At 50.1% G+C, this 12,019-nt stretch carries 9 protein-coding genes; 1 reads left to right on the plus strand and 8 read right to left on the minus strand.

The annotated features are described in order from the left end of the window. Positions 1–104: 104 nt before the first annotated feature. On the minus strand, positions 105–1,877 hold the full coding sequence (locus tag GQS10_RS05040; RefSeq protein WP_166239672.1) for an S-layer homology domain-containing protein: 1,773 nt from the start codon (positions 1,875–1,877) through the stop codon (positions 105–107). A gap of 304 nt (positions 1,878–2,181) precedes the next feature. On the opposite strand from GQS10_RS05040, the gene pdaA reads away from it, so the two are divergent. Next, on the plus strand, positions 2,182–2,910 hold the full coding sequence (gene pdaA / locus GQS10_RS05045; RefSeq protein ID WP_166239966.1) for a delta-lactam-biosynthetic de-N-acetylase: 729 nt from the start codon (positions 2,182–2,184) through the stop codon (positions 2,908–2,910). A 103-nt stretch (positions 2,911–3,013) separates the two neighbouring features. Here the strand turns inward: pdaA and GQS10_RS05050 are convergent, their stop codons facing one another. The 7 genes from GQS10_RS05050 to GQS10_RS05080 all read right to left on the minus strand — a co-directional run bounded on the left by GQS10_RS05050 (position 3,014) and on the right by GQS10_RS05080 (position 11,990). Beyond that, positions 3,014–4,216, minus strand: coding sequence for a sensor histidine kinase (locus GQS10_RS05050; protein ID WP_166239674.1), 1,203 nt, complete (start codon positions 4,214–4,216; stop codon positions 3,014–3,016). Between the two features lie 114 nt (positions 4,217–4,330). Continuing rightward, positions 4,331–4,963: an FMN-dependent NADH-azoreductase gene (locus tag GQS10_RS05055; protein ID WP_166239676.1), complete on the minus strand. Its 633-nt coding sequence runs from the start codon at positions 4,961–4,963 to the stop codon at positions 4,331–4,333. Positions 4,964–5,256: 293 nt separating this feature from the next. Continuing rightward, positions 5,257–6,297: an adenosine deaminase gene (add, locus tag GQS10_RS05060; protein WP_166239678.1), complete on the minus strand. Its 1,041-nt coding sequence runs from the start codon at positions 6,295–6,297 to the stop codon at positions 5,257–5,259. 254 nt (positions 6,298–6,551) lie between these two features. After that, positions 6,552–7,367 carry a hypothetical protein gene (locus GQS10_RS05065; RefSeq protein WP_166239680.1) on the minus strand — a complete coding sequence of 272 codons (816 nt, stop codon included), beginning with the start codon at positions 7,365–7,367 and terminating at the stop codon, positions 6,552–6,554. Between the two features lie 161 nt (positions 7,368–7,528). Continuing rightward, positions 7,529–8,224: an aspartate/glutamate racemase family protein gene (locus tag GQS10_RS05070; RefSeq protein ID WP_166239682.1), complete on the minus strand. Its 696-nt coding sequence runs from the start codon at positions 8,222–8,224 to the stop codon at positions 7,529–7,531. Between the two features lie 305 nt (positions 8,225–8,529). Continuing rightward, positions 8,530–9,717, minus strand: a complete 1,188-nt coding sequence (locus tag GQS10_RS05075; RefSeq protein WP_166239684.1) for an SHOCT domain-containing protein — start codon at positions 9,715–9,717, stop codon at positions 8,530–8,532. Between the two features lie 500 nt (positions 9,718–10,217). Then, positions 10,218–11,990: a copper amine oxidase N-terminal domain-containing protein gene (locus GQS10_RS05080; protein WP_166239686.1), complete on the minus strand. Its 1,773-nt coding sequence runs from the start codon at positions 11,988–11,990 to the stop codon at positions 10,218–10,220. Between the last annotated feature and the right edge of the window lie 29 nt (positions 11,991–12,019).

Consider the following 12,019-nt stretch of genomic DNA (forward strand, 5'->3'; position numbering starts at 1 on the left):
GATTACAAGATTACTAGACTTCACTCGTGCAAAGCCGCCGCGCAAAGCGCAAAAATGACCGCAGCGAGGCTGCGGCCTGTTCTACCAAAATGAGTGTTAACCTACTAGTCTATGAATTGAATTCGTGTCCACGGACTTACATTCCCCGCCGCATCAACAGCGAAAGCGTAAAATGTACCGTAATCAAGCACTCTCTCGAAAGACGCATTCGGGGATAAAATCTCCTGCTTCACAAACGCGTGCTCCTCAAGCTGCAGCTGCGTGACCTGCGCCGGTGGATCGATAAATCCGAAATCGGTTGTCACATAGATCTTCCCTACTTCATTGCTGGAGAAGGAATACGTCGTCCCCGTAACCGATACTGCCGTCAACGTCGGGGCCACTTCATCAACAGGCGGAAGAGCGTCGATAGGCGGCTCAACCACAATGACTTCTTCCTGACTGGAGCCGCTGCTTACGCTATTAAAAGGCACTTCGACGGTATCACTCAACTCGCCGTACTTTGCCGTGATCTTATAGGTTTTGCCGCTCATACCGGTAAACTTCAGCGCAGCGGTATCAAAGGAAGAGCCGTCATCCGTCGGGTAGCTCCACTCAACCTGTTCTGCTTTCCCTGCCGAAATGTCTTGTCCGTACACATTCATCACTTTTAAGGTCAGCGCAATCGAATCCCCCGCATGCACAACAAAGCTGGATGGCGTCGCTACATCGATCGATACCGGAGTGGTTCCTGCATCCGATACAAACTCAGCCATAACCGAATCTTTATAGGAGATCACATACGTCTTTGCCGGACTGAGCTTGGCCACTCGAAGTGTAACCGTCGAGGTAGAGGGGCTTAGGCTGAGAAGAGTAAAGGCTACACGCTCTTCTGTACCTTTTACCTTCATTGCGTAATCCTTGAGAAGCCCGGTAGGCTTTATCCCTTGGAAAGCAACCTTTACCGTCTCCGCGTCGACGAAAGACGCGGTCATTTCTGCAGGAGCGGTTGTGAATTCCACGGTCCGCTCATCATAAGTAACTTGGTAAGTTGTTCCCGGTTCCAGCTTTGCTTCTACTGTATAGCTTTTGTTAGAGGCGTCAGGATTGATTGTAGAGATGTCAACACTTTCGCCCGTCGCCTTAACTGTAACTTCCATATCGGTCGCTTTCAAATCTTCAAGTGCTTTGCTGAAATGTACATTGAAGCTTGTACCGTTTACAGCTCCCGCATCTGTGATCATTGCCTTACCAATAGCCTCTTTCACACCTAGGAATTTCGAAGCAACCAAAGCCACCTGCTGACGCTCTGCATTCCCTTGCGGATTGAACGAGTTACCCGGATTGCCGCTAATGAGTCCTAATTCAACAACATATGCTACCGAATCTTTGGCATAATCCGCAATCGCACCTGCATCCGCAAATGATAAATTCTGCTTCCCCTTCGCCGCTTCCATATCGGCTCCTAATGCGCGAGTGAACAACACGGCCATGTCTTGGCGCGAAAGACTGGAGCCCGCACCAAACGTTCCGTCCCCCATCCCGCTGATCAGACCTGCTTTTGCCGCCGCTTCAACGAATTTATACGAATAATGTGAGGAAGGGACGTCCGAGAAGGTAGCTTCTGCAGGGGCCGAGGTAACATCGAGATCCAGCGTTTTCGCTAAAATAATGGCGAAATCGGCACGTTTAATTTGGCCAGCCGGATCAAACCTGCCATCGCCTACGCCGTTAATAATGCCTTTTTCCACTAAGGACTGAACCGCATCTTTCGCATAGGAATTCTTTATGTCACTGAACTGTACCGCGGATGCACTCGCCCCCATTGGCGAAGCCAGCGTCGTTAGAAGCAAGCTGCTTAGCAGGAGCCCCATCTTCGTTTGAATCGGCTTTCTCATGATGTCTATCCCCTTTTGAAAGAATAGAGTCATTATACCAGCGAAGGAACACCTTGGAAACGAAAACTCCTATATGATTGCTCGTCCACTTTTTACCACAAGAGTTTTTAGAAATAAGTTTCCACTTTATTACATGTCCAAACCTTCATTTTCCTCCCCTTTGGAAAATGTATACAACCGTTTGCGGTGTGGAGTAAATCCTTCCCCTCGGTGGGATATTACCCCTAGTTCCCTGTAAGGAGGTCATTTGAAATTGACAGGCACACGTAACCGGGTTCTAGCCGTGCTGCTATCGCTGCTGGCGATGTTCAGCATGTCCACGGGGGTCCATGCGGATCAGCCGTTCCATTTTGGCTTTAAAAAGAGCAAAAACGGGCAGCCGGCATCGATCGACCAAGAAGGCTTCAAGGCAATTTTGGAGAAAAACGGCGCGATTTTTACGGGAGATCCAAACAAAAAAGAGCTTTTTCTTACCTTTGATAACGGGTACGAAAATGGCTACACCGCCAAGGTTCTCGATACGTTAAAGGAAAAAAAGGTTCCCGCTCTCTTTTTTGTTACGGGGCACTATATCGAAGACCAGCCGGAGCTGCTCAAGCGAATGGTCAATGAGGGACATATCATCGGTAACCATTCTTGGAGTCATCCGGACATGACTCGGATTTCCGATGAGAAGGTCCGTACGGAGCTGGAGAAGGTGAAATCCGAGGTAACAGCTGTTACCGGACAGCAGGAAATGCGGTATCTTCGCCCGCCGCGCGGAATTTTCAGTGACCGCACTCTCGCGGTAAGCCATCAGGCGGGTTATACCAATGTGTTCTGGTCGGTCGCCTATAAAGACTGGGATGTAAAAGATCAGAAGGGCTGGAAATACGCCTTTGATAAAGTAACCGCGCAGCTCCACCCCGGGGCCATTATCTTGCTCCATTCCGTGTCCAAAGACAACGCGGAAGCTCTCGGCAAAATCATTGACGAGGCAAGGAAGCAGGGTTATGAATTTAAAAGCTTGGATGAACTAACAAAGAAACCGTAACGAAAAGCACACTTATCTCTGTAAAGGTTTCTTCCTCCCCTCACGGGCCAACGGCACCGATACGGCCATTTGTACGGCGCCCGTGAAGGGGTTCTTTTCATGATCAAGAAACATTCGAAATTGACGATACCTTGTTGAACTCCAAGACAAATTCCGTCTCCCCAGCTTTCGAACGAAACGATAACTCTCCATGATTTTTCTCCATGATCTGACGGCAAATCGAAAGCCCGAGTCCGGTACCGTGCTGCTTGCCGGTAACAAAAGGCTCAAAGATCGAGTCGCGAATATGATCAGGGATTCCCGGGCCATTATCCTTCACGGAAACGCAGTAGTTTTGCCCTTCCGATTGAATGGAAATCGATATCCTTTTGTCAGGCGAAGTTACGTCCGAAAATGCCTCAATGCTGTTGTTAATCAGATTGGTCAACACCTGCTGAATCGCGATTCGTTGGACAGTAACTGTATATTCTTGGTCAATATCCTGCAATAGCTCTATATTATCCGCATTCAACCTTGGCCACGTCAGATTTACGACAGTGGTGATCAGCTCCTGCAGAGAGCAGGGGAGTAGAGGCTCTTCCAATATGTTGTTTTTAGAAAAACTTAGGATCCCTGTAATTTGGCTGTACAGCCCCTTAAACTCACTCTCCATTACATCAATATATCCCTCCACCTGATACAAAGCATCCTCAGGAAGCTTCTTGCGAATCAGCTTTAGAAAGCCCTCGATTGCAAATAACGGGTTGCGGATCTCATGGGCCATGCTCGCTGCCATTTTCCCTAGCAAATTAAGACGATCGCCGTGCAGCTGATGGATGGTTTGATCCTTATGATTCAGCTGCGTTTCGAAATATGCCCAATAGAGCGCACTTACCCTTTTTTGCATTTCGTCAATCCGCTCATGAACAGATGGAAACGTTTCGTAAACCTCGAGCAAAGACACTTGAAATTGATCGGTCTGGATCCACTCTTTCGAGCAGGCGACAAACGACCGTCTCCAGATATGGAAACTGCGGATAATTTGATCTATTCTCGTGCCTCGTTTGGCATGGTATTCTCCAATTCTAGGCAAGAAGTCGTAAAGCTCACAGTTTTCCAGCGGGGTTTCGATCTCCGCAATTAACGAGTAAACGACTTCGCCATTTCTTCGGAGCTGCACCAAATCAAAAAAGCCGGGAAATTCATCATTAAAGGTTTGCAGCCACATATCGATAATCCGATCCCTATACTCATCCGTAAATCTTGTAAACCACACATCGATCCCTGCTTTCAAACCGTAGTGACAGAATTTGTCTCTTCCTTTCATCCTAGTACAATGAGGGCGAAGAAGGAAGGGAAAAAACGTCATTTGTTCAAAACGATAACATTAGGCAGTAAAAAAGACGCCTCCGTGAAGAGACGTCTTGATTTGCAATTCGCCTTACAGCGCTTTTGCAGCCTGCTTTGCTTTTTCGATTGCAGCTTGTTTGATTTCATTTGCTTTGTCCGGTGTGTAAGCCATACCTTCAACGATTACCGAATCAAGCAGCTCCAGGCCGATAAAGCCAAGTGCAGCTTTCAGGTAGCTGTCGCCGAATTCGCCGGATTGCGGGCCGTTCGGGTACAAGCCGCCGCGCGCCTGTACGTGCACGGCTTTCTTGCCTTTCATCAAGCCAACCGGACCCTCAGCAGTATACTTAAAGGTTTTGCCGGCAACGAGGATGGTATCGATGTAAGCCTTCATCATTGGCGGGATCGTCAGGTTCCACATTGGCGTTACAAATACAAATTTGTCTGCGCCAACGAACTGATCCGTCAGTTGGTTGATAGCTCCAACCTTCTGCTGCTGTGCCGGAGTAAGGGAGTCAAAGGATTGGCCCCCGCGAAGCGCTTCCCATGCCGTTAAAACATCACGGTCGATCAAAGGAACGGTCATGCTGTACAGATCAAGCTCAACCACTTCATCGCTAGGGTTAAGGGAGCGATATTCTTGAATTAACGCTTGGCCAACGGACAAGCTGAACGATTTTTCCACAGTGCCCGGGTTTGCAGTAATGTACAAAACTTTTGCCATGATTAAAACACTCCTTCAAACTGATTTTTAATTAGCAGCTATTATTTTCTTTTTCATTATAACCGAACCAAAAGAAAAAGTGAACTTTTTTCGAGTCGTATACTGAAAGTAAGTTAATTGATTTTTGCGGTTCGGCAGTTGACAGGGCGGCGTCGTAGTTTCCCAAAATACTATCCCACCGAAGCATGCCCTTCATCCAAATGATTTTCCTTCTGGGAACATGAAAAAACATCCGTTGCCTTAACGGATGTTCGTTTCTTCCAACGGGTCGTTCTGTTACGTTAGATGCCCGCCTAAACCGTAAGGCCAAGACACTTCACCTGTTCGCGAAACTTTCGCTTCAGCTGGATTTTATCTGAGTCGTCCAAAAACGCTGCATCCAGTCCATTCCATGCAATCATAGCCAGCTCCTGTATAGAAAACCCGAACCTCTCGCATAATATGCCATATTCCTTCGTAATATTGGTCCCGGATACACCCGGATTATCCGTGTTGACCGTCACCTTAATGCCTTTATCAAAATAGTCACGAATCGGGTAACGATCCCAATCGGGAACGGATTTGGTTTGAAGGTTGCTGATCGGGCACATCTCCAGCGGAACCTGCCGCTCGATAACTCGGTTCATCAGGGCGGGATTTTCGTGCAGCCGCACGCCATGCCCAATGCGCGAAGCACCCAAGCCATGAAGCGCTTCATCGATATGATCAGCCCCGCCCGCTTCTCCGGCATGGATCGTGACATGGAGCCCTTTGCGGCCGCAGCGAGCGAACACCTCGCGAAATAGGTGCGGAGGATAGGCGGCTTCATCGCCGGCCAAATCGACGGCAGCGAGTCCCAGACCGGCAAACTGTGAGGCGGCTTCCACGACTTCGATATTTTCCTTCGTCGAATGATTTCGCATGCAGATGGCGATCGCACGGGAAACGACGCCGAATTCCCTCTCTCCCCGTTGGAGCCCATTCAGAACATGCTGTATCGCCGCTTCCGCGCTTAGTCCCTGCTCCCGATGCAGCTGAGGGGCGAACCGAACCTCAATATACCCGCAATTATGTTCCGCCGACTGTTCGACAATTTCGTAAGCCGCCCGCTCCAACGCTTCTTCTGTTTGCAGAAACTTCGTTGTAAAATGAAACTTACTTAAGTATTCGCTTAAGCTTCGACAGTCCTCACCTACTTGGACATAAGGGGCCAGCTCCTCCAGCGTATTCACAGGAAGCGGCAGACCTTGCTGAGCGGCCAAGTCTAAAATGGTCTCTGTCCTCAGACTTCCGTCCAAATGAAGATGGAGATCTACCTTCGGAAGCTTACGAAGCAGTTCAGCCTGTTCAACCATTGCAACCCCTCCATTTTCACCTTGTTTACAGTTATATTTTGAACACACTATCATTGATGGTATTTCTGTGTCAATATACTTTACTTATCTTTTTATAATATATGTATTCATTTGTGATTTGGTTAAGTTGTAGGTTAAAAATTGTTACAAATACATAACACAATATGCGCTTCGGCAATAAAAAAAACCGGCCTGATTCCCAGACCGGTAACAATAGCACGCAAAATCGCCTACTGCTTTTTAACAACAACATTTCATCTTGCCTGCATACGAAGCTCGTCAAAGGCATTTTTTCCGTCATTGCCGCCTCGTGAGCCTTGCGCGGCCTGTACCGTCCCTTGAACGACGTATGCGCCGACCACATCATCCAGTGTATAATCACCGGGAATTGTCCCCTCGTAAAAGGCTCGCAGTGTGGTATCGTTAACGGTTTCCACACGCGACGAGCCAGCCGAGGGAATGGTGCTGCCCTGCTTCGCTTCAGGAAAATAAATACGCAAGCCGCTCGAATTCTGGATCACATCATCCGATGTCAACGCCTCATCAAACTCAAACAGATAAGAATTGCCATCCCGGGTTACGCGAACTAGATCCGGGTTTTCCGTCTTACCCTGATTGCTAATTGGCTTCGACTGATTGATGTTCATCGGATGCTCTGCGCTCGTGTTATTCGAATTGGAATTCACGACCTTAGAATCGACATACCCTCTGGCGAAATCTTCAGGATTTAATTGTCCCGGGAATAGTACGGTTACTGTTTTATCGCCTTCCTTATCGTTTGGTGGAAGCACATTCGTCGACCCGTCGATGACGTCCCCGCCACTCAGCGGTACTAGGTGAAAATTTGATCGGTCTCCTCCATTGAGATAAGCGGATTGATCAAAGGTGAAATCCACCGCAGTTGTCGGCTCGTTGGAGCTGGTTGACGGGCCGGCCCGGAAATTTCCAACCTCCATTAGATCGGGAGCCTCTGTACTTTTCGTAGAGCCTTGGAACATGCAGCCTGCTAAGAGGAACAAAAGAAGCGAACCCATCACGCCTTTTTTCACATCTCTCAAAGTGATTCTCATGATGCTATCAGCCTCCCTGTGATCAGTTGCGAGAAAGCAGAAATCTCCTTTCCTCTCAACATAATATAAAAGAGAGATATGAAATGCGTATGAATTTTGGCGAATTAATGGTTCCGACTATACAAAAAAGGCATTCGCTCGACGAACGAATGCCTCCCTCACTATTTGGCCAAAGCCGCATCCACCGCCTGAAGGGCGTGGATGCGGGCCGTATCAAAAACCGGCACTCCGCAATCCGCTTGATGAATCAGCAGAGTGATTTCCGTGCAGCCCAGAATAACACCCTCTGCACCATCGTCAACCAGCCGTCCGATAATTTCAAGATATCGCGCCTTCGATTCGGACCGAATGACCCCTTTGCACAGTTCTTCATAAATAATCTCGTGCACGATCCGCCGGTCCTCTTCCTTCGGAACGACAACCTCCAGTCCAAACCGCTCCTGCAGACGCCCTTTATAAAAGTCTTGCTCCATTGTAAAGCTTGTTCCCAGTAGACCGATCTTTCGGATACCTTGTGCTGTAATTTTCGCGGCCGTCGCATCTGCAATGTGCAAAAGTGGGATCTGCACGCGGGACTGTACCTCATCGGCCATTTTGTGCATCGTGTTGGTACAAAGCACCACCATTTCGGCTCCGGCAGCTTCGATGCTTTGGGCAGCCTGCACCATCAGCTCCGTAAGCCGGTCCCAGCGCCCTGCGTACTGCAGTTCTTTAATCTCCTCAAAATCGACAGAATACAGAACCAGCTTTGCCGAATGCAGGCCTCCCAGCTTGCTTTTCACTGCTTCATTCATGATTCTGTAGTATTCCTGCGTCGACTCCCAGCTCATCCCGCCAATCAACCCAATGGTTTTCATCCGCCCCACCCTCCCTACTATCATGATCCTAGTCTCTTTGATGGAATTATATGACAACGGGGCGGAACCTTCAAACCATGGGCAGCGCCAAAAAGCAAAAGACATCCCAGGGAGAGAGGGGGAATCCCTGAAGGATGTCTTTTGGCGTCATTGCCGCGGAAACGCATGCCCATGCGTATTTTGCTTCCGACAGCAGTCGAATTGATTCTAGGTTTGGTTCTTGGTTTGGTTCTTGGTTTGGTTGAGCTGCCTCGTCATGGTTTGAGTTTAACTTCTCCTGATGCGACTCTCCCGATCTCGTTTGTTTAATAAGTTTCCGCTGTTTCTGCCGTTTCCGATGTCGTCTGCTCTACAGTACCGCGAGGGCCGCGATCTCCCTTAAAGCCTCTGCCTGGGAATCCTTTGCCTCCTTTTGCGGTTTCTTCGCCGTTAACCTGCTTGGTCACGGATTCAGTCAGCTGTGCTTTGAATTCATCGTACTGCTCCTGCGTCAGCTTGCCTGCTGCCAGCTGACCGTCGAGCTTGACTGTTCTTTCTTTAACCAAAAGGTCGATAATCACTTGTGTGTCTACGCCTTTTTCCGCTGCGATGGCCGCCAGTGTCTTGCCGGACTTCACGGCCTCTGCAAGCTCATCGGCAGTTACGCCTAAAGCGGCCGCCAGCTCCTCGGATTTCATCAGCCCCTTACCGCCATGATGGCCCATTCCTCCGCCAAAACCAAACCCTGCACCTGTGGATTCACCGTTTACCATTTTCGTTACGGAATCCGTTAGCTGTGCTTTGAACTCATCGTACTGCTCCTGCGTCAGCTTGCCTGCTGCCAGCTGCTCGTCGAGCTTTTCCGTTCTTCCTTTCACCAAAAGGTCGATAACCACTTGCGTGTCTACGCCTTTTTCCGCTGCGATGGCCGCCAGTGTCTTGCCAGACTTCACGGCCTCTGCAAGCTCATCGGCAGTTACGCCTAGAGCAGTCGCCAGCTCCTCGGACTTCATCAGCCCCTTGCCGCCATGACCCGCGCGTCCGCTGCGCTCGCCAGCCTCCGGCTTCGCCGGCTGCTCACCGTTTACTATTTTCGTCACCGAATCGGTCATTTGTGCCTTGCGCTCATCGTACTGCTCCTGCGTCAGCTTGCCTGCTGCCAGCTGCTGATCCAGCATCTCCGTCATCGCCTTTACCTGCAGATCAATGATTACCTGCACATCAACACCCTTTTCAGCTGCAAGCGCCGCCAGTGTTTTGCCAGACTTCATCGCTTCCTGCAGCTCATCCGCCGTGATGCCCAGCGCACTTGCTACGCTTTCGGCTTGTCCTCCGAAGAAGCCGCCCCCGCGCTTGCCCATCTTACCGCCGAACATCTTTTGCGATTGCGCCTGAGACTGCGCTGCATTGGTCGCTGTATCCGATGCCGCACTTGCATACTGCCCGGCCCACAGCCCTCCGCCAATCGTAATCGCCAATGCTACCGTACCTGCTACCCATGCTTTTTTCTTCATGCTCCATCTCTCCATTTCAATTTTTATTTTGCGTTTTATGTGTTTTCTGTGTTGTATGTCCCTTACAAGACCTATCTTAACCCCCCAACCTGAGCGGAGCTTTAAAGTAATCTTAAAGCCCGCTGAATGTTTGTTTGATTTGCACGTCACGGCTAGTCTCCACCCGAACCAACGTTGAAGTCAACGCCGAAAGCGATCGCGCAGCCACCTCCGCCCCCCTAGGCCCCTCCAGGGCCCGTCCATCTTAGAGGGAGGAACTTCCGCTATTTGGGGGACCACACCATGTTAAGAGAAGCTTCTTCCTCTAAACTTTACAATTCGGAGATATAGAGGAAATTTGGGGTCATATTATCCAACGTCGCATAAACTTGTGCGCGGCTCCTTCGCCTGCCTTTCCATTCCATTACAAGGCACCCAACTGCTCACCCCCCGGCCGAACATGAAAAAGGGGCGTCAGAACCATTACGGTCCCCGCCCCATTTTGCTGCCTTCACCCTATGCTATTCCAAATCCTTCAATGGATAAAAAATGACATCAATCGGAAATGCCGAACCCGCAGCCGGTGAAAACGACAAATCCAGCATCGGCTCCGTGCCCGTCGTCCGTGTTAAAATCGTATAGCCTCCATACGCGGTCATAATGCCCGACGATGGCGCCTGCACGATCTTCCCGTTCACCGTGAACGGGCCGAGGAAATGGCCGCCTCGCGCCAGAATCAACACCGCCATTTTCGGAGGCGTCCGCACCTTGATGTTGTATACAACGCCGTAGTTGCCGTAATTGACGGAGTCCATCTTCTGCATCTCATCCGTGCCCGGCAAGAACACGTCCGTTGTACCGTCGCCAATGGCAAAGCTAGAAGGCTCACGCACGCCACCCGCCCGAATCTCCCAATTTACTTCGGAGCCGATGAACGTCCCCCGCACATTGCTGTCGTAAGGCAGCTTCGGATAGTACTGAACCGTCTCCAGCGTATCGCCCGGTTCCATGGCCAAGAACATAAACTGCGCATCGCCGTCTGTCTCCACGTCATAAATGACGTTCATGCCCTGCTCCGGATAAAACCCAGGCATCACCTTGTAATACACCGTTTCACCCGGGCCAACCACCAGTGTTTCCGGCTTCTTCTCCCCCTGCAAAAACTCAATCGTCGCTTCATTTCCGATGAGCATCGCATATTTGGAAGGAAAGACCTCGCCCTTATTGGTCGTGGTGATCGTTACGCTGCGGTCCGAGTGCGGATTACGGACGGCAATCGCAAACTGCATCTTGCGGTCGGTACCATTAATATGGTCCGCGTACAGCCTCGCTTTACCGTTGACCACGCCTTCATACAATACGCCCCTCTTTGTGAAAATCTCGGGGCTATCGCTGACCAGCAGCGGGCGATCCTTGACGACCTCGGTTTTCTTCTCCAGCTGAGGAAGTCCGCGAAGACGGCTGCGAAGTACGCTTTCCTGCTCCGTCACAAAGCTGCCGACCGGCTTATGATAAACGTTGTAATCAAAAGCATCCAAATAAGGCTCATTTCGAATCCAAATATTCCGGTCAAAATTAATGCTCGAATTTTCCTCGGTGTCCCTCACCTGCAGCCACACCTTGTACAGCCCCGGTGTAAAAATAGCCTCCGCCGCACCGCCCCAATCGATGGTGCTCAAAGCATTACCCTTGGGGTCATAGCTCAAATTATTATAGTGAATCGGCTCGCCGATCCGGTACGAATCCTTGGCGATCGCAAAATTTGCGACCGGTGCTGCGTTCGGCAAAGTGTCCGACCGGAACAGCTGCCCATCGCCAGTTTGAATATATCGCAGCTCTAAGCGCTGAAGCTTTTCATCGTACCTGCTGTGCAGGCCGACATATTGCTTCAGCCACTCCACATCGATAAACAGCCTGTCTTGCTCAAACAAGGCTGCATCCTCCCAAGCCACCGGGTTGCCATTCACCAGCACCTTCTGCTCTCTCGGATAAAACTCAAGATACGCTTGGGAAGCCGTAATTTGGACTGCGCCCTTCTCGGCATTCCAAGCTACCGGCGTTCCCAACCATTCGGCGAGCTGGGCTGCCGGCAAATAATGGCGCTTATCCTTCGTGATCATAGCAGCTTCGGCCTGACGTTCTTCTCCGTTCACATAAACCGTCTTGCTGTCCGGATATAAAAACAGCTGCACGCTTTCCGGCGCTGCATAAAGCGGAGCCGGCCCTATTGAAGTTGCAAGCAGAAGAGACGCACTTGCTGAAAGCAGCATTTTCCGCAACTGGAACCTATGCATCATCTCAACATCCTTTCTAGATCTCTATG

This window comes from Paenibacillus turpanensis (assembly GCF_011421635.1).
GTDB classification, from domain to species: Bacteria; Bacillota; Bacilli; order Paenibacillales; family YIM-B00363; genus Paenibacillus_AK; species Paenibacillus_AK turpanensis.